General features: G+C 69.2%; 15 protein-coding genes. 7 read left to right on the plus strand and 8 right to left on the minus strand.

Going from position 1 to position 16,898, the window contains the following annotated elements; all coding sequences use genetic code 11:
• The first annotated feature begins 16 nt into the window (after positions 1 to 16).
• A complete protein-coding gene (locus ACYVJH_RS00215) occupies positions 17 to 646 on the plus strand; it encodes a hypothetical protein (RefSeq protein ID WP_460452668.1) in 630 nt (209 codons plus the stop codon).
• Here ACYVJH_RS00215 and ACYVJH_RS00220 read toward each other — a convergent pair.
• A complete protein-coding gene (locus ACYVJH_RS00220) occupies positions 643 to 2,220 on the minus strand; it encodes a peptide ABC transporter substrate-binding protein (RefSeq protein ID WP_460452669.1) in 1,578 nt (525 codons plus the stop codon). The genes ACYVJH_RS00215 and ACYVJH_RS00220 overlap by 4 nt on opposite strands.
• Positions 2,221 to 2,245: 25 nt before the next feature.
• On the opposite strand from ACYVJH_RS00220, the gene ACYVJH_RS00225 reads away from it, so the two are divergent.
• The 3 genes from ACYVJH_RS00225 to ppc are packed head-to-tail and all read left to right on the plus strand — an operon-like array spanning position 2,246 to position 7,091.
• Positions 2,246 to 3,610, plus strand: coding sequence for a glutamate--cysteine ligase (locus tag ACYVJH_RS00225; RefSeq protein WP_460452670.1), 1,365 nt, complete (start codon positions 2,246 to 2,248; stop codon positions 3,608 to 3,610).
• A complete protein-coding gene (locus ACYVJH_RS00230; RefSeq protein WP_460452671.1) occupies positions 3,610 to 4,326 on the plus strand; it encodes a UPF0149 family protein in 717 nt (238 codons plus the stop codon). The genes ACYVJH_RS00225 and ACYVJH_RS00230 overlap by 1 nt, the downstream gene beginning before the upstream one ends.
• A 38-nt stretch (positions 4,327 to 4,364) precedes the next feature.
• Positions 4,365 to 7,091: a phosphoenolpyruvate carboxylase gene (gene ppc / locus ACYVJH_RS00235; protein ID WP_460452672.1), complete on the plus strand. Its 2,727-nt coding sequence runs from the start codon at positions 4,365 to 4,367 to the stop codon at positions 7,089 to 7,091.
• Here ppc and ACYVJH_RS00240 read toward each other — a convergent pair.
• On the minus strand, positions 7,088 to 7,432 hold the full coding sequence (locus tag ACYVJH_RS00240; RefSeq protein WP_460452673.1) for a hypothetical protein: 345 nt from the start codon (positions 7,430 to 7,432) through the stop codon (positions 7,088 to 7,090). The two genes, ppc and ACYVJH_RS00240, sit on opposite strands and share 4 nt — an antisense overlap.
• A 129-nt stretch (positions 7,433 to 7,561) precedes the next feature.
• Here ACYVJH_RS00240 and ACYVJH_RS00245 point away from each other — a divergent pair, with 129 nt between their 5' ends.
• The gene (locus ACYVJH_RS00245; RefSeq protein ID WP_460452674.1) at positions 7,562 to 8,104 is read left to right on the plus strand and encodes a hypothetical protein; all 543 of its coding nucleotides are present in this window, start codon (positions 7,562 to 7,564) and stop codon (positions 8,102 to 8,104) included.
• A gap of 50 nt (positions 8,105 to 8,154) precedes the next feature.
• Positions 8,155 to 9,492: an amidohydrolase family protein gene (locus ACYVJH_RS00250; RefSeq protein WP_460452675.1), complete on the plus strand. Its 1,338-nt coding sequence runs from the start codon at positions 8,155 to 8,157 to the stop codon at positions 9,490 to 9,492.
• On the opposite strand, the gene ACYVJH_RS00255 is transcribed toward ACYVJH_RS00250, so the two are convergent.
• From ACYVJH_RS00255 to ACYVJH_RS00270, 4 genes are read right to left on the minus strand one after another with little or no spacing between them, the layout of a single operon-like run.
• Complete coding sequence (locus ACYVJH_RS00255) at positions 9,485 to 10,126, minus strand: HAD family hydrolase (RefSeq protein ID WP_460452676.1); 642 nt, start codon at positions 10,124 to 10,126, stop codon at positions 9,485 to 9,487. The two genes, ACYVJH_RS00250 and ACYVJH_RS00255, sit on opposite strands and share 8 nt — an antisense overlap.
• Positions 10,123 to 10,527, minus strand: a complete 405-nt coding sequence (locus ACYVJH_RS00260; protein WP_460452677.1) for a VOC family protein — start codon at positions 10,525 to 10,527, stop codon at positions 10,123 to 10,125. Before ACYVJH_RS00260 ends, ACYVJH_RS00255 begins: the two co-directional genes overlap by 4 nt.
• On the minus strand, positions 10,524 to 10,889 hold the full coding sequence (locus ACYVJH_RS00265; RefSeq protein WP_460452678.1) for a DoxX family protein: 366 nt from the start codon (positions 10,887 to 10,889) through the stop codon (positions 10,524 to 10,526). The genes ACYVJH_RS00260 and ACYVJH_RS00265 overlap by 4 nt, the downstream gene beginning before the upstream one ends.
• On the minus strand, positions 10,886 to 11,632 hold the full coding sequence (locus ACYVJH_RS00270; RefSeq protein WP_460452679.1) for a tetratricopeptide repeat protein: 747 nt from the start codon (positions 11,630 to 11,632) through the stop codon (positions 10,886 to 10,888). The genes ACYVJH_RS00265 and ACYVJH_RS00270 overlap by 4 nt, the downstream gene beginning before the upstream one ends.
• A gap of 112 nt (positions 11,633 to 11,744) precedes the next feature.
• Between ACYVJH_RS00270 and ACYVJH_RS00275 the strand changes: the two genes are divergently transcribed.
• On the plus strand, positions 11,745 to 12,380 hold the full coding sequence (locus ACYVJH_RS00275) for a DsbA family protein (RefSeq protein WP_460452680.1): 636 nt from the start codon (positions 11,745 to 11,747) through the stop codon (positions 12,378 to 12,380).
• Here ACYVJH_RS00275 and ACYVJH_RS00280 read toward each other — a convergent pair.
• Both ACYVJH_RS00280 and ACYVJH_RS00285 read right to left on the minus strand, forming a co-directional pair.
• Complete coding sequence (locus ACYVJH_RS00280) at positions 12,377 to 13,498, minus strand: diguanylate cyclase domain-containing protein (RefSeq protein ID WP_460452681.1); 1,122 nt, start codon at positions 13,496 to 13,498, stop codon at positions 12,377 to 12,379. The genes ACYVJH_RS00275 and ACYVJH_RS00280 overlap by 4 nt on opposite strands.
• A 111-nt stretch (positions 13,499 to 13,609) precedes the next feature.
• Positions 13,610 to 16,855 (minus strand): amidohydrolase family protein, encoded by a 3,246-nt coding sequence (locus ACYVJH_RS00285; RefSeq protein ID WP_460452682.1) that lies wholly within the window; start codon positions 16,853 to 16,855, stop codon positions 13,610 to 13,612.
• Between the last annotated feature and the right edge of the window lie 43 nt (positions 16,856 to 16,898).

The following is a 16,898-nucleotide window of genomic DNA, read 5'->3' on the forward strand; positions in this document are numbered from 1 at the left end:
CCGCAGGGGGACAGGCATGGACGAGTCGGGCGGAACCACATTCTGGGGCCGGGTGCTGCGCGAGGGCGGCAGCGAGCTCGCCGTGGCCGCCAGCTACCTGCTGGCCTGGCTGTTCTCGGCCTGGCTCTCGGACGAAACGCTGCTGTCGATGGTGGTCGCGGTGGCGCTGCAGTTCTGGGTGTTCACGGCGCTCATCGGCCTGGTGACGCCACGCGGCGTGCGCGGCATCACCTGGTTCCTGGTGCTGCACGCGGTGCTGTTCATGCTGCTGGTGTGGGTGGCGTCCGAGGGTGGCCAGGACGAACCGTCCTGGTGGGCGGTGCTGGTGGCGCAGGCGCCGATCATCATGCGCAACCTGTCGCGGCTGGCGCGGCCGCCGGACCTGCATTCGCGCTGGATGCTGGAGATGCTGGGGCCCTTCCTGATCATCCTGCCCGTGGTGCTGGTGACCGCCTTGCTGGCGGCGGTGCTGCCGGACCTGGGGCTGGCCGGGCGGGTGATCACCTTCGACCACATGGACCCGCTGACCGGGCACGAACTCAAGTGGGGGCTGCTGGGCGGCGTGGTCTATTTCAGCGCCTACGCGATGTCGCGCACCTGGTGGGAAGGTAGCCACGATGCCTTCCGGCACGGACGCCGGGGCTAGTCGCGCAGCTGCAGGAACCGGCTGGGGTGGCGGTCGAGCGGGTTGGCTTCGAAGCCCTGCACGTCCGGGTGCACCAGGTGTTTGGACGTGTAGTGGTAAAGCGGCAGCACTGCGTGCGCCGACTGCAGGCGGGCTTCGGCCTGGCGCAGCAGCCGCTGCCGTTGCGCCAGCGTCGGCGCGGCGTCGGCGGCATCAAGCAGGGCGTCGTAGGCCGGGTCCTCGTAAGCGCTCCAGTTCGAGGCACTGTCGCTGCGGAAGGTGTCCAGGAAGTTGCGGGCATCGTCGATGTCGGCGATCCAGCCGCCGCGGAAAGCCTGGGTGATCACGCGCTGGCGGCGGGTGCCCACGAACACCTTCCATTCTTCGTTGCGCAGGCGGGTCTGCACGCCCAGGGTTTCGCGCCACATCGCCGCCACCGCCAGCGCCAGGCGCCGGTGCGGGGTGGAGGTGTTGTAGCGCAGCTCGACCTGCAGCGGATTCTCGGATGAATAGCCGGCCTGGGCGTACAGCGCGCGGGCGCGGGCTTCGCGTTGGGCCTGGCTCATCGCCGCGGCCGGCGGCAGGGGGGGCTCGTAGCCGGCCACGCCCGGCGGCACCACGCCCCAGGCCGGGCTTTCGCCCAGGCCGGTGACGTGGCGGGTGAGGATGTCGCGGTCCACCGCCAGCGACAGCGCTTCGCGCAGCGCCGCCTGATCCTTGAACGGCGGGCGCTCGAGGTTGAAGCCCAGCCAGAAGCTGCCCAGGTAGGGACTGATGCGCAGCTGGCCGCCGAATCGTTCGCGCAGGTGGGCCAGGGGCTGCGGCGGCAGGGTTTCGGTGATGTGCAGGCCGCCGGCTTCGAAACGACGCAGTTCGCTGGCGGCGTCTTCGGTGACGTGGAAGCGCACGCGCGGGATCGGCGGCGGTTCGCGGAAGTGCGGGTTGGTTTCCAGCGTGACCTGCGCCTGCGGCAGCCAGTCGGCCAGGCGATAGGCGCCGTTGGACACCAGGTTGCCGGGTCGGGTGTGGCGCGCGCCGTGTTCGGCCAGTCCGGGCAGGTACACCGGGTAGGCTACCGGCAGGGTCAGCAGGCGGGGCAGGTCGGCACTGCGGCGCAGCGTGAAGACCAGGGTGGCCGGGTCGGGCGCGGTGATGCCAAGGCGTTCCGGCGGCTGCTGGCCGCGCTGCACGGCGCTGGCGTTTTCAATGGCGTCCAGGTGGCCGGCGAAGGGCGCGGCCGTGGCCGGGGCGAAGGCCCGGCGCAGGCTGGCCAGCACCTGCGGGGCGTCCAGGGGCTCGCCGTTCGACCAGCGTGCGTCCGGGCGCAGGTGGAAGCTCCAGGTGCGGCCGTCCTCGGACACCGACCAGCGTTCGGCGAGGCCCGGAACCAGCCGGCCGGCGCCATCCTCGGCCACCAGGCCTTCGAACAGGTCGCGCAGGATGTTCGCGCAGGCCACTTCAGGGCAGCGGTGCGGATCGAGCGTGGACGGTTCGGGGCCGTTGCCGCGCTCGAGCGTCTGCGCCAGGGCCACGCCGGAACAGTGCAGGCCCGCCAGCAGGACGCCAAGCGCGACGGCGCGGGTTACGATTCGCATCCCCAGAGTGTACCTAGGACCCCCTTTGTCCGGACCGAGCCATGCCAAGGACGAACCGCTGACCGACCACCGCGTACTGGTTGACTACCTGGCGACGGGCAGCCGGCCAAGGCAGGACTGGCGCATCGGCACCGAACACGAAAAGTTCGGCTTCCAGCTCGACGACCTGCGTCCGCCCACCTGGGACGGCGAGCGCGGCATCGAAGCCCTGCTGCGCGGGCTCACCCGCTTCGGCTGGGAGCCCTACGAAGAACACGGCAAGCTCATCGCCCTGGCCAAGGACGGCGCGTCGGTGACGCTGGAACCGGCCGGCCAGCTGGAACTCTCGGGCGGCATGCTCGAGAACATCCACGACACCTGCTGCGAAACCATGACCCACCTGCGCGAGGTCAAGGCCGTCGGTGACGAACTGGGCCTGGGTTTCCTGGGCATGGGTTTCCAGCCCAAGTGGCGCCGCGACCAGATGCCCTGGATGCCCAAGGGCCGCTACAAGATCATGCGCGAGTACATGCCCAAGCGTGGCCAGCTGGGCCTGGACATGATGACCCGCACCTGCACCGTGCAGGTGAACCTGGATTTCGCCGACGAGGCGGACATGGTGAAGAAGTTCCGCGTGTCGCTGGCGCTTCAGCCCATCGCCACCGCGCTGTTCGCCGATTCGCCGTTCACCGACGGCAAGCCCAACGGTTACCTGTCCTACCGGTCGCACATCTGGACCGACACCGACCCCGACCGCACCGGCATGCTCGACTTCGTGTTCGAGGATGGTTTCGGTTTCGAGCGTTACGTCGACTACCTGCTCGACGTGCCCATGTACTTCAGCTACCGCAACGGCGAGTACCTGGACCTGGCCGGCCGCAGCTTCCGCAAGTTCCTGCGCGGCGAACTGGCTGAACTTCCCGGCCAGCTGCCGACCCTGCGCGACTGGGCCGACCACATGACCACCGCCTTCCCGGAAGTGCGGCTGAAGAAGTACCTGGAAATGCGCGGCGCCGACGGCGGCCCCTGGAACCGCCTGTGTGCGCTGCCGGCGTTCTGGACCGGCCTGCTCTACGACGATGCGTCGCTGGACGCGGCCTGGGACCTGGTGAAGGACTTCAGCCGCGAAGAGCGCCATGCGCTGCGCGATGGCGTGCCAAGACATGGCTTCAAGCTGCCGTTCCGCGGTGCCACGCTGCGCGAGCTCGCCCTTGAGGCGCTGAAGATCTCCGGCCAGGGCCTGGCGCGGCGCAACCGGCTCAACAAGTCCGGCGCCAGCGAAGCGGTGTTCCTGGAGCCGCTGCTGGAATTCGCCCTGGCCAATGAAACCCCGGCCGAGCGCAAGCTGGCGCTGTTCCACGGTGCCTGGGGCGGCAGCGTTGATCCGGTGTTCCGGGAGTTCGCGTACTGATGGCCACCATCAAAGCCGACTGGTTCCGCGCCAACGATGCCCGCATCGACCAGCTCGATCGCCTGCTCGAACAACGCGCCGTGCCCTTCGGCGGCCTCGGCCTGGAGCCGCTGGACGGTTACCTGACGGCCCTGGCGGTCAGCCCGGGCGAAGTGACGCCGGCCGACTGGCTGCCGCGCGTCTGGGGCAAGGCGCCGCCGCGCTGGGAAAACGCCGACGAGGAAGCCGAGGCCACCGCCCTGCTGATGCTGGCCTGGGAAACCGCCCGCCGCCGCGTGCGCCAGCCCGGCGACGAACTCACCGTCGAAGGCGCGCTGCTGTGGTGGCTGCCCGACGATCCGGAGGGCGAACATGGCCCCGACGTGGACATCGGTGCCGCCTGGGCCGGTGGATTCCTCGACGGCATGGACCTGCGCTCCGACGCCTGGGACGCCTGGATCGCCAAGGACGAGTGGATCGGCGAAGTCGAGGCCTACATCGAAGCCCTGGCCGTGGGCAGCTATCCCCCCGAGGAAGAGGGTGGGGCACCGGTGCCGCTGGATTACCGCGAGCGCCTGGAAATCTACGGCGGCCTGCCGGACATGCTGCACGACCTGCACTGCCACCGCATCGAGTCGCTGACCCCGCGCGAACCCGTGCGCCGCGCCGCCACCCCCGAACGCAACGATCCCTGCCCCTGCGGCAGCGGCAAGAAGTACAAGAAGTGCTGTGGCTAAGATCGGGGTTTGACACTGGCTTGGGTTAGGCTTTGTCGATGAGCCAGATCCCCGAATCCCTTCGCGACATCGACCTGCCCGCCACCGACGACCTGCTGCGCGAGGACGTCAAGCGCCTGGGCACCCTGGTCGGCGAGATCCTTGCCGAACAGGTCTCGCCCGGGTTCCTCGACGATGTCGAAACCCTGCGCATCGCCTCCATCCGCCGCCGCGAGGCCGGTGCTCCGCTTGAAGACGTTGCCGAACGCCTGCGCGCGCTGCCGCTCGACCGCGCCGAGCTGCTGGTGCGCGCGTTCGCCAGCTACTTCCAGGCGGTGAACCTGGCCGAGCGCGTGCACCGCATCCGCCGCCGCCGCGACTACCAGCGCCTGGGCGAATCGCCCCAGCCCGGTGGCCTGGAGGACTCGCTGCGCAAGCTGCGCGACGAAGGCGTGCCCGCCGAAGCCGTGCTGGCCCTGCTGCCGCGCCTGCGCGTCGAGCCGGTGTTCACCGCCCATCCCACCGAAGCCGTGCGCCGCGCGCTGCTGGAAAAGGAAAGCGAGGTCGTGCGCTGCCTGGTCGAGGACATCGACCGCAGCCTGACCCCGCAGGAGCGTCGCGCCGACGTCGAACGCATGCGCCTGGCCCTGACCGCCAGCTGGCAGACCGACGAAACCCCGCCGGAAAAACCCACCGTCGCCGACGAGTTCGAACACGTCGCCTATTACCTGTCCGACGTGCTCTACCGCGTGCTGCCGGTTTTCCACGAAGCCTTCCTCGACGCCCTGCACGCCGTCTACGACATCTCGCCCGACGAACTGCCACCCCTGCTGGGCTTTGGCTCCTGGGTCGGCGGCGACATGGACGGCAATCCGAACGTCGGCGCGCAGACCATCGCGGCCACCCTGTCGAGCCAGCGCGCGATCGTGCTGGGCCGCTACCGGCGCGAACTGGAAAAACTGGCCGACCTGCTCAGCCAGACCGAAGGCCGGGTCGGCGTCGCGGGCGACATGATCGCGCGCGGCGACGACTACGCCCAGCGTTTTCCCGACGCCGCCGACGCGATCAAGGCGCGCCACGCCGACCTGCCCTACCGGCGTTTCCTGACCCTGGTCGCCGCGCGCCTGCAGGCGACGGCAAACGACCATGACATCGGCTACGCCAGCCCCGATGACCTGCTGGCCGACCTGCGCCTGGTCGAGGCCAGCCTCCGGCAGCACCGCGGCGACCACGCCGGGGGGTTCGCGGTACGCCGCCTGCTGCGTCGCGTGCAGGCTTTCGGCTTCCACCTGGCCACGCTCGACCTGCGCCAGGAAAGCAGCCAGCACGACATCGCGCTGGCCGCGGTGCTCGACGACGAAAGTTTCCCCGACCGCGACTGGCAGGACCGCGCGCAGCGCCTGCGCGACCTGGCGGGCGGCAAGGGCCGGGCCGGCAACCCGTCCGCCGAGGCTGCCCGTCCCGTGCTCGACGTGTTCCGCACCGTCGCCGAGTCGCTGCCGCGCTACGGCGCGCGCGCCATCGGTCCGTACATCATTTCCATGAGCCGCAGCGCCGCCGACGCACTGGCGGTGCTGGCGCTGGCGAGGCTGGGCGGCTGCGTGGACGGCAACGACGCCGTGCCGCTGGACGTGGCGCCGCTGTTCGAAACCGTGGACGACCTCGACAACGCCGCCGACACCCTGCGTTCGCTGTTCGCCGACCCGGTGTATCGCGCGCACCTTCGCAGCCGCGGCGATCGCCAGGTGGTGATGCTTGGGTATTCCGACAGCGCCAAGGACGGTGGCCTGGTCGCCTCGCGCTGGGCGCTGCAGCAGACCCAGGTGGCGCTGACCGCGCTGGCGGCCGAAGCCGGCGTGCGCATCGCGTTTTTCCACGGCCGCGGCGGTTCGCTGTCGCGTGGCGGCGGCAAGACCGGTCGCGCCGTCATCGCCGCGCCGCGTGGTTCGGTGGACGGCTACCTGCGCCTGACCGAACAGGGCGAGGTGATCCACCGCAAGTACGGCATCCGCGCCATCGCCCTGCGCAACCTCGAACAGGCCACCGGCGCCGTGCTGCGCGCCACCCTGCGCCCGCGCCAGCCCGAGCCGCGCGAGGCCCGCTGGCGGGAAATGGCAGCGACCATCGCCACGGCCGCACGCGCGCACTACCGCGGCCTGGTCTACGAAAGCGAAGGTTTCGTGCCCTATTTCCGCGACGCCACGCCGATCGACGTCATCGAACGGCTGCGCATCGGCTCGCGTCCCAGCAAACGTGGCAACGCCGGCGGCGTGTCGTCGCTGCGCGCGATTCCCTGGGTTTTCGCCTGGTCACAGAACCGCTGCGGACTGACCGCCTGGCTGGGCGTGGGCACCGGCCTGGTCGAGGGCATCGAGCGCTACGGCCAGGACGCCGTGGCCGAGATGGCCCGCGACTGGCCGTTTTTCGCCACCCTCGTGGACGACGTCGAAATGGTGCTGGCCAAGTCCGACCTGGCGATCTTCGAGCGCTATTCCCTGCTGGCCGGTGACGCGCATGCGCGCTTCTACCCCGGCATCGCCGACGAGTTCGCGCGCACCCGCGACGTCATCCTGGCGATCAAGGACAGCCCGCGCCTGCTCGACGGCGACTTCCGCCTGCGCCAGTCGATCCGGCTGCGCAACCCTTACGTCGACCCGATCAGCCTGCTGCAGGTTGACCTGCTGGCCCGCTGGCGCGCCGAAGGCCGGCCCGAGCAGGGCCCGCTGTTCCACGCGCTGGTGACCACCGTCAACGGCATTGCCGCCGGCGTGCAGAACACCGGCTAGGGATTGCGAACGTCGGCCAGCACCCAGTGGTCGCCGGCCAGCCACCTCAGCCGCTGCTTGAGGATGCCGCTGGAAATAGAGGTCGTGGCGTGCAGTTCGATCTGCAGGTCTTCCTGCTTGCCGAGCACGCTGGCGGCCGGGTCGGTGGCACCCAGCGCGTCGTCCACCTCGTCCGGGTCTTCCTGCATGGCGCGCCAGCGCCGGAACAGGGTGTCTTCGCGCAGGGCGGCCTGCAGTTCCGCGGCCAGGCCTTCGGCACCGCCGGACGTGAAGGACAGGGCGGGCTCGGTCCCACGCGCCTTGGACGGCTCGGGCAGGCGCAGGATGTATTTGACGGCCATCGCGGATCTCCTTGTCTGGAATGGGCGGATGCCCCGAGGTTACCGCGCGCGGGGCGCCGGAATCTTGCTGGTGGCGGAATTGGCTCGCTTACTGCGTTTGCTCCCCTGAAGCCAAAGGTGAGGAACCCGATGATGCGCAATTCCCTGATCGTCCTCGTGCCGGCATTCGCGCTGCTGGCCGCCTGCGCCGGCGACAAGCCTGCCGACGCCGCGCCGGAAAACACCAGCAAGGCCGCGGCCGTCACCGCCGCCGCCGCCGACCAGCCCGGCCAGGCGCCGGGCAAGCCCGGCAACCGCCCGCTGTCCAAGCCACTGCCGGGCGGGGTGGTGCCGGACTTTGCCTACAACACCACGGTGGACATCAGCACGCAGGCGGGCATGACCATCCGCCAGGTGCATCTGGACCTGCCCGAACTCGGTGCCCAGGAGGCGATGGACCGCCTCGCGGCCCAGCTCGAAGCCGCTGGCCTGGAAGTGGGCGAGCAGGCCCAGGAGAAGGCAACCTTCGTGCGCTCGGCCTGGACCCCCGTCGAGGGTGGCGCCACCGGCATCGCCGCGGCCAGCGCCGGCGGCAGCCACGTGGTGCTGATGGCGACCGACTACGAAGCCGACCACAGTCGCCGCGATGAAGGTTACGTGTCGGCGCTGCGCATCCAGGTGAACTCAAAATAGGGGCGCCTGCTTCGCGCTAACATCGGGCCAGCCCAACCGAGGTCCGCCCGATGACGCCGAAGCACACCTGCCTGGCCACTGCGCTGCTGCTGGTCCTGTCCCCCGCCGCGCTGGCGGCGAAGCTCGCCCTGGTCGGCGGCACCCTGGTGGACGGCACGCTGGCCGAGCCGATCCGCGACAGCGTCATCATCGTCGACGGCGAGCGCATCGTCGCCGTCGGCACCGTCAGTTCCCTGCCGGTGCCGGCCGACGCCGAGGTGGTGTCCACCGAAGGCATGACCGTCATGCCCGGGCTGTGGGACATGCACGTGCACCTGATGATCAATGGCCACGCCGACTACGCCTACTGGGACAAGAAATACCTGCCCCAGCTGCGCGACGTGATCATGCCGGCCTCGGCCGAACAGCTGCTGATGGCCGGCATCACCAGCGCCCGCGACCTGGGCGCGCCGCTGGAAGATTCCATCGCCGTGCGCGACGCCATCAACGCCGGCAGGATCCCGGGCCCGACCATGTACATGTCGGGGCCCTTCATCCAGAAGAAGCCCTACCCGGGCACCGAAGCCTTCCGCTGGGGCGTGGATTCACCCGCCGACGCACGCGCCAAGATCCGTCGCCTGGCCGATGCCGGCGTCGACGTCATCAAGCTGATCGACCAGGACCAGATGAGCGAGGCCGAAGTCGCCGCCATCGTCGACGAAGCCCACAAGCACGACCTGCCCGTGATCGCCCACGCCCACCGCCCCGAGGAAGTGCGGCGCGGCCTGCGCCATGGCGTCGATGGCTTCGAGCACACCGGCTTCGCCGCGGCGCCCGAGTTCCCCAAGGACGTGATGGACGCGCTGGCCGAACGCACCGCCAACATGGCCGCAGGGCCGTTGTTCTGGACCCCGACCATCGAGGGGCTGTTCAACTTCCCGTACACGGTGCGCAACAACGAGTTCATCGATTCCGACTCCTGGCACCGCGGGCTGCCGCCCGAGATCGTCGAAGACATCAAGGGCTCACTCGAACACCCCGAACGCATTTCCTACTTCCAGCAGACCCCGCAGCGCCAGCCGACCCTGCGCCGCAAGTTCGACCAGCTGCGCCAGTCCGGCGTCGTGCTGCTGGTGGGCACCGACTCGGGCATCCCGATGAAGTTCCACAGCCAGAGCACCTGGAACGAACTCGACGTCTGGGTGAACCAGTTCGGCGTGCCCGCGACCGACGCCATCCGCGCCGCGACCTACTGGCCGGCCGTGGCCATGGGCGTGGACAAGGACTACGGCACCGTGACCGAAGGCAAGTACGCCGATATCGTCGCCGTGCGCGGTGACGCGCTGAAGCAGGTCGCCCTGCTGCAACGGATCGACCTGGTCGTAAAGCACGGCAAGCGCGTCAAGTAATCGCGGCGTAGGGCGCGTCGCCGTGCAGGAGATCGCGGCCTGCCGGCCAGGGCTGGCCAGCGTAGTAGGCGTGGCTGGCCAAGGTAAGCAAGGGGACATCCTCGGGCGTGTCGCCGTAGGCGTAGATCGTTTCGTAGGCCTGCAGGTCGCAGGCCGCGCGTAACCGTCGGACTTTTTCGTCGAGCACGCACTGGTGGCCGAGGTACCTGCCGGTAAGCACGCCGTCGTGTTGTTCGAGGGACGAGCAGACAAGTTCCAGCCCCAGCGACCGGCACCAGGGAGCCAGGTAGACATCCAGGCCGCCGGACACGACCACCACCCGGTGGCCCGATTCGCGGTGCCATTCCAGGCGCTCCATGGCTTCGGGGCGCAAGGCCTGGGGCAGGTAGTCCCGGGCGAAGGCCTCTCCCTCGGCCTGGAGGACGGAAGCCCGCACGCCGCGATAGCCAACGCGAACGATCGCCTTTCGCACCAGCAGCCCCGATACAAGGCGAAGCCTGTAGCCGACGATGAGCGGGGCGAGCGCCAGCTGCCCGCCAAGCAGGCGTCTTGTGCTCACGGTGCGCCGTACGAAAACCGGCATGGTCTCGTGCGTCGTCAGCGTGCCGTCGAAATCGAACAGGGCAAGGGTCACGGGGCTTGCCTGCGCGGTTCGAGCAGGTCCCACAGGTTCCCGTAAAGGTCCTGGAAGACCGCGACGGTGCCGTAGGGCTGTTCAACGGGCTCACGCACGAAGACCACGCCCTTCGCCCGGTAGGCCGCGTAGTCACGCTGGAAATCATCGGTGTAAAGAAAGAAGCCGACCCGGCCGCCGGTCTGGTCGCCAATGCGGTCGTGCTGCGCGGACGTGGATGCCTGGGCCAGCAGCAGCTGCGCGCCGGAATCGCCCGGCGGCGAAACGACCACCCAGCGTTTGCCTTGCTCCGGGACGGGGCGGTCTTGGACCAGGCGGAAACCAAGCACGCCGACGTAGAAGGCCAGCGCCTCGTCGTAGTCGCGCACGAGCAGCGAAACCAGGGCGAGGCCTTGTTTCATCCCGCGGACGCGCGGCCACCGAACAGGCGCCTGAGGTCCGACCGCTGCCGCCAGCCGCACCAGAACGCGGCCAGGAGGATGCCCAGCGCCACGCCCACCATCACCCACTCGCCGTGGCGCAGGTGGGTGGCGACCGCGCCCAGCATCAGCGCCGACAGGCAAAAGCCGGCCAGGGCGGACAGCCTGGGCAGGAGCAAACCCACGGCGCCGGCCAGTTCGAGTGCGCCGATGACATACATGAAAACCAGCGGATAACCCCAGCGCGCGAAGGCGTCGGTCTCGAAGGGAAGGGAAAGCAGCTTGGCCGCGCCCGAAAGGACGAAAACAAGCGCCAGCAGGTAACAGAGAGCCCGGGTCTTCATTCTTCCTGTGCCTGTGCTTGTAGCCGCCGGATCCACTCACGGTCGAGTTCGCGCGAGTGGCGGGGCAGGGACTGCGCCTTTTTCAGGGACTCTTCGGCAAGGCGGCGGGCCTGTTCCGTGTCGCCCCAGCCCGCCAGCAGTTCGGCGTAGCGCGCCCGGGCTTCCAGGCCGGGATAACTGTCCACCAGCACCTCGAATTCTTCATGTGCCTTGGCCTGGTCGCCGCAGGCGGCCACGGCGCGGGCGTAGGTGAGGTGGGCGGTCGGCGAGCGGTAGTTGGGATGGGCGGCGATCAGCGCATCCAGGCGGTCGCGGGCCGCCGCCGCGTCGCCGGATTCGAGTTCGGCGCGCGCCAGCTGCGCCAGCACGTCCGGGTCGTCGGCATACAGGCCCTGGGCGGCGGCGCGCAGCAGCGGCACGGCTTCTTGTGCCTGGCCGGAAGCCAGCAGCGCCTGGCCCAGGCGCGTGCGGTTGGCGACGGTGGCGGTCTGGTCGTGGGCTTCCCGCGCTTCGCGCAGTTCGCGGTTCGGATCCAGCACGCGCCGCACGGCGCTGCCGGCCCGACGTGCCGTGTAGCTCTGGCGCATTTCCGGCAGCCAGATGGCGACGCCGTACACGATGCTGCCCAGCAGCGGGAACATGAAAAGGATGAACAGCCAGTACAGGCCCTGGTTGCTGCGGATGGCGTGCACCGCGAAGTAGATCGCGACCAGGATATGCAGGCCGATGCCGAGGATGTGCATGGTGGCGGCAGGGGTTGGGTCCGGAGGCCTGCAGACTAACAGCGGGCGGCCCGCGCGGGCAGTGCCCGCTGGCCTTAGACTCGGGGCCGGTCGTCCACGAAGCAGGCACGCCATGTCCGGACCCAAGGTCACCTGGTATTTCGACTTCATCTCGCCCTTCGCCTACCTGCAGTGGCAGGACGTGAAGCGCTTTGGCACCTGTCGCGTCGAATGCCGCCCGATCCTGCTTGCGGGCCTGTTGAATCATCATGGCCACAAAGGGCCGGCGGAAATCCCGTCCAAGCGCCGGTTCACCTACCGCCACGTGCAGTGGCGAGCCGGGCGCAAGGGCATCGCGCTCAACTTCCCGCCGGCGCATCCGTTCAATCCCCTGAACGCGCTGCGCCTGTGCATCGCCGCCGGCGGCACGCCCGAAGCCATCGACCAGATCTTCGACCACCTCTGGCAGGAAGGCCGGGCCGGCGAATCCATCGAAGACCTGCGCCCGGTAGCCAGCCGGCTGGGCGTGGTCGACCTGGAATCGGCCCTGTCATCGCCCGACGTGAAGGCTGACCTTCAGGACAACTTCCAGGCAGCCCTGGCCGACAAGGTCTTCGGCGTGCCGACGCTGGTGGCTGGCGATGCGCTGTTCTGGGGCGAAGATGCAACCGAACTGTTCCAGGACTGGCTGCGCGATCCGGGCGTGCTGGAGACGCCCGAGATGAAACGACTCGACGCGCTGCCGGTCGCCGCGGCGCGGGTGATCTAGTCGGGCGTCCAGTAGACGAATCGACGCCCTCCCTGGCGCTTGGCCACGTACATGGCTTCGTCCGCGCGTCGCATCAGGGTCTCCGGATCCCCGCCATCGGCCGGGTAGAACGCCACGCCGATGCTCACGCCCACCTGCAGGGGCTTGTCCTGCCAGCGCACGGGCAGGCACAGGCTACGCACAAGGCGCGAGAGCACGGGGTCGATCGATTCGTCGGGATCGACCGAAACGAGCAGCGCCATGAATTCGTCGCCGCCCATGCGTGCGACCGAATCGCGCCCCCGCAGCTCCGCCCTCATTCGCGTGGCCAGCTCACGCAGCACGGCGTCGCCCGCGGCATGCCCGAACTTGTCGTTTACCTGCTTGAACCCATCGAGGTCGAGGCCAAGCACCGCAACGCGAAGACGATCGCGTTTCGCCGATTCGATAGCCGTTTCCAGGCGGTCGCGGGCGAGGCGGGCCTTGGGCAGCCCGGTCAGTTCGTCGTGCAGCGCCAGGTACTCGATGTGCTCGTTCTTGCGCTCGATCTCCCGCAGCAGGTGCGCCGTAGAACGGTTGTAGGTGCCGTAGGCGAACAGGGTGACGACGATGAAGGCGCCCGTGCCCAAGACCAGGTTGCCCCAGGCCGCCGTATCCCGGGCGTACTTGTTCAGGTCGACGTCCAGCGGTAGCCAGCCCTCGACGAAGGCGACACCCGAGAGGGCCACGGCCAGCACGGCGGCCAGGCCCAGCAGCAGGCTGGCGCGCGGGGAGTAGAGAGTGCTGGCGATGAGGGCGCTCAGCGCAAGCCAGAGCACGCCCGCCGCCGCCAATCCCAGCGTAATCAGTCCGGGCAATCCAACCAGCCAGAGCATCGCCACGAACAGGCCCGACTTGAGCGCCAGCGGCAGGCGGTGCCGGACCAGCGCCACGCAAACCGTCACCACGCCAAGCGCCAGGTGCCAGCCATACAGCGGCAGCCAGCCCGTCGAGGTGGCGCGCGCCAGCGAAATGGGAACGGCGAGCAGGATGACCAGGGCCATGCCGAGCCAGAGGCGGTCGACGAACTGTTCGCGCAAGGCAATCAGTTCGCCGGCCGAGCTCCTGCTGACTTCCCGGTCGCGTTCGGTGCGGTTCAACGACGGGCCGCTCCTGGTCGGGTGGCTGGCCCGATTAGGCTGCCTGGGTCGCTGGCCGTCAAGCCAGGCGGGCCCCGGCCCCGGGTGTCGTGTTGCCTGCCCGGGCGCGCGTCAGTGTCGGTGCGGGTCCGATTTCGGGCAGTGGCAGGGCACCGTCGGGCCGTAATGAACGCCGGTGGGCACGCCGGCACCGCCGCGCTGCCAGAAGAATTCCGGAGCGGGGCGCTGTTTGCCGCCAATCTCCGACAGGTCGGCGGCGTTGAACAGGCGGCCGTTGACCATCACCAGCGCAGTGTCGTCGCTGTGGCGGATGTCCTCGAGCGGGTTGCCGTCCACCACCACCAGGTCGGCGCGCTTGCCGGTTTCGATCGAGCCGATTTCCTTGTCCAGGCCCAGGTAGCCGGCACCGTCGATGGTGGCCGCGCGCAGCGCCTGGAACGGCGTGAAGCCGCCCTGGTTGAGCGACCAGATTTCCCAGTGCGGGGCCAGGCCCTGCATCTGGCCGTGGCCGCCGACCAGGATCGGCACGCCGGCATCGCGAAGCACCTTGGCGGCCTTGGCGACTTCGACGTGGTAGTAGTCCCACTCCGGGCCGCCCTGGCGGCGGATGGTGTTCTCGTCCAGCGAACCCTTGGGGAAGAAGTGGTTCAGGCGCTCGTTCTCCCACAGGTTGTCCTTGGCGTACCAGTAGTACTCGCCGTTGAGCCCGCCGTAGTTCACCACCAGGGTCGGGGTGTTGCCGACGTCGGTCTGGCGCCACAGTTCCACCACGTCGCGGTAGAGCGGCGCCACCGGGACGTTGTGCTCGATGCCGGTCACGCCGTCGACCACCATGGTCATGTTGTGCTGGAAGGTGCTGCCGCCTTCCTCCACCACCAGCATGCCCAGCTCGCGCGCGGCCTGGTTGATCTGCTGCCGCTGGTCGCGGCGCGGCTGGTTGTAGCTCTTCACCGAAAACGCGCCGTTGGCCTGCATGCGTCGCAGGTGCGAACGGGCGTCGTCGAGCGAGTCCACCTTGGCCTTGAAGTCGCCGTCGGCGCCGTAAAGGATGGTGCCGGTGGAGAATACGCGCGGGCCGACCATCTTGCCGGCCTTCACCAGCTCGGATTGCGAGAACACGAACTCGGTGGTCGCCGACGGGTCGTGCATCGTGGTGATGCCAAAGGCCAGGTTGGCGGCGTAGGCCCAGTTGTTCTGCGGAACCACGCCCTGGCCGAAATGCGCGGCGTGCGCGTGCACGTCGACGATGCCCGGGAACACGGTCTTGCCGGCCACGTCCACTTCGCGGGCGCCGGCCGGGATGGCCACCTCGCCACGCTTGCCCACGGCCACGATGCGGTTGCCGCGCACGACCACCACGCCGTCCTCGATCACTTCCTCGGCGTTGTCGGCGTCGCGCATGGTCACCACGCGGCCGCCGACCAGGGCGAAGCTGTCGTCCGGGCGGTCGCTGTCGATGCGCAGGCCGACGGGCACGCCGGCATCGGCCTTGCCGGCCGCCAGCGCGCGGCTGTGGTAGCGGTCGCCGACCATCCAGTGCACTGAGTTCGAGTCCGCGCCCCAGTGCAGGTAACTGCCCATGTCGGTGCCCAGCGCGGTGACCGGAAGCGCCTTGGTGTCCTTGCTGAGCTCGATCGAGCCGCCGGTGGCCGGCAGCGGCGCCACGTAGCCGTTGAACAGCTCGGTGAAGGCCACCGACCTGCCGTCCGGGCTGATCGCCACGTGGTCCACGTACTTGAGGCTGAATACTTCGCGCGGCTGTTCACCGTGCAGGCCGGCGCTCATCAGCTTCTTCTCGAGGCCGCCTCCGGTCAGGAAATAAATCCGTTCGCCGTCGGCCGAGAACTGCGGGTCGGCGCCGTTGCCGGCGATCTCCACCGGCTCGCCGCCGGCGGCCGGCATTACGAAAATGCCGCGGCTGCCGCTCCACAGGCTGCCGGTGAGGCCACCGCCTCCCTGGCGCGAATACACCACGCGCGATCCGTCGGGCGAATACCGCGGGCCGTAATAGAAGCCCGGCTCGGTGCTGAGCTTGCGGGTCTGGCCGCTGGCCAGGTCGAGTTCGTGGATCGCGCCCAGGTCGGCGTCCGACCAGGTGGTGAACAGCAACTTGCGGCCGTCGCGGCTGAAGCTGGGCTGGTACTCGAAGCGCGAATCATCGTTGAGAAGCCGGCGGGGCTGGCCGCCCGGCAGCGACTTGGTCCAGAGCTGGCCAACGGCGTGGAATACCAGGGTCTTGCCGTCGGGGCTGGTGGCGACGTCGCGGATCATCTTCGGCGCGAAGCTGTCGCCTTCGATGTCTTGTTCGAAACGCAGCGCCGGAAGCACGCTCTGCTCGACCTGCGCGGTGAAGGGGATGTTGGCGGCCTTGCCGCTGGCCATGTCCACCTGCCACAGCTTGCCCTGCGCCCACAGCACCACGGCCTTGGAATCGGGCGTCCAGTCGAAGCCGGGATAGGGGCCGAAGATCGCCCAGGCTTCCTGCTGGTCGTGCGACAGGCCATCCCAGACCGGGCGCACGAAGCCCGAATCAAGATCGATCACGTGCAGCACCGACTTGTCGCGCACGCGCTTGACGAAGGCCAGCTGCTTGCCGTCCGGCGAAGGCTGCGGGCGCACCGCGCCGCCGGCGCCGGCGACCACGGTTTCTGTTTCGCCGGTTTCGCGGTCAAGGCGCTTGATCGCGTAGATGGTCCCGTGCACGTTGCGGTTGTACTGGAACATGCCGCCCGGGCTGACGTCCTCGGAGTAATAGACGAAGCGGCCATCGGCCGACACCGCCGGCTCGCCCAGGTCCTGCTGGTCGTTCTTGCGCTTGGTCAGCTGCAGTCCGCTGCCGCCGTCGCGATGGAACATCCACAGCTCGCCCGCGCCCAGCGAACGGCCCGAGGTGAAGTGCTTGCGGCCGACCAGGTACTGGCCGTCCGGCGTCCAGGCGGGGCTGTTGAGCAGGCGGAAATCTTCCTTCGACACCTGGGTGGCGCCGCTGCCGTCGGCCTTCATGCGCCAGAGGTTGTTGCCGCCGCCGCGGTCGGAGGTGAATGCCACTTCCTTGCCGTCGGGCGAAAACCGCGGCTGGATGTCCCAGGCCGGGCCGCTGGTCAGGCGCCTGGCCTGGCCGCCGCCTGCGGGCAGCTCATAGATGTCGCCAAGCATCGAAAACACGATGCGCCGGCCGTCCGGGCTCAGGTCCAGGTCCAGCCAGGTGCCCTCGTCGGTGCTGAAGCGGACCGTCTTGCCCTTGGCGTGTGCCCGCTGCACGTCCCACTTGTCTTTTTCGTCCTTGTCGGCGGCCTGGGCTGGGGCGGTGCAGGCCAGGGCAAGGCCGAGGGCGAGGGCAAGCGGGCGAGGCGTCATGAAGGGCTCCGGGAGCTGGGGCGAAACGACCGATGCTAGGTCA

The organism is Arenimonas aestuarii (assembly GCF_054781715.1).

Bases quoted from the DNA above. Each gene is read 5' to 3' on its own strand.
- ACYVJH_RS00215 (WP_460452668.1), top strand. From the start codon at position 17: ATGGACGAGTCGGGCGGAACCACATTCTGGGGCCGGGTGCTGCGCGAG.
- ACYVJH_RS00260 (WP_460452677.1), bottom strand. From the start codon at position 10,527: ATGAAACAAGGCCTCGCCCTGGTTTCGCTGCTCGTGCGCGACTACGAC.
- ACYVJH_RS00285 (WP_460452682.1), bottom strand. From the start codon at position 16,855: ATGACGCCTCGCCCGCTTGCCCTCGCCCTCGGCCTTGCCCTGGCCTGC.
- ACYVJH_RS00230 (WP_460452671.1), top strand. From the start codon at position 3,610: ATGGCCACCATCAAAGCCGACTGGTTCCGCGCCAACGATGCCCGCATC.
- ppc (WP_460452672.1), top strand. From the start codon at position 4,365: ATGAGCCAGATCCCCGAATCCCTTCGCGACATCGACCTGCCCGCCACC.
- ACYVJH_RS00240 (WP_460452673.1), bottom strand. From the start codon at position 7,432: ATGGCCGTCAAATACATCCTGCGCCTGCCCGAGCCGTCCAAGGCGCGT.
- ACYVJH_RS00245 (WP_460452674.1), top strand. From the start codon at position 7,562: ATGATGCGCAATTCCCTGATCGTCCTCGTGCCGGCATTCGCGCTGCTG.
- ACYVJH_RS00220 (WP_460452669.1), bottom strand. From the start codon at position 2,220: ATGCGAATCGTAACCCGCGCCGTCGCGCTTGGCGTCCTGCTGGCGGGC.
- ACYVJH_RS00265 (WP_460452678.1), bottom strand. From the start codon at position 10,889: ATGAAGACCCGGGCTCTCTGTTACCTGCTGGCGCTTGTTTTCGTCCTT.
- ACYVJH_RS00270 (WP_460452679.1), bottom strand. From the start codon at position 11,632: ATGCACATCCTCGGCATCGGCCTGCATATCCTGGTCGCGATCTACTTC.
- ACYVJH_RS00275 (WP_460452680.1), top strand. From the start codon at position 11,745: ATGTCCGGACCCAAGGTCACCTGGTATTTCGACTTCATCTCGCCCTTC.
- ACYVJH_RS00250 (WP_460452675.1), top strand. From the start codon at position 8,155: ATGACGCCGAAGCACACCTGCCTGGCCACTGCGCTGCTGCTGGTCCTG.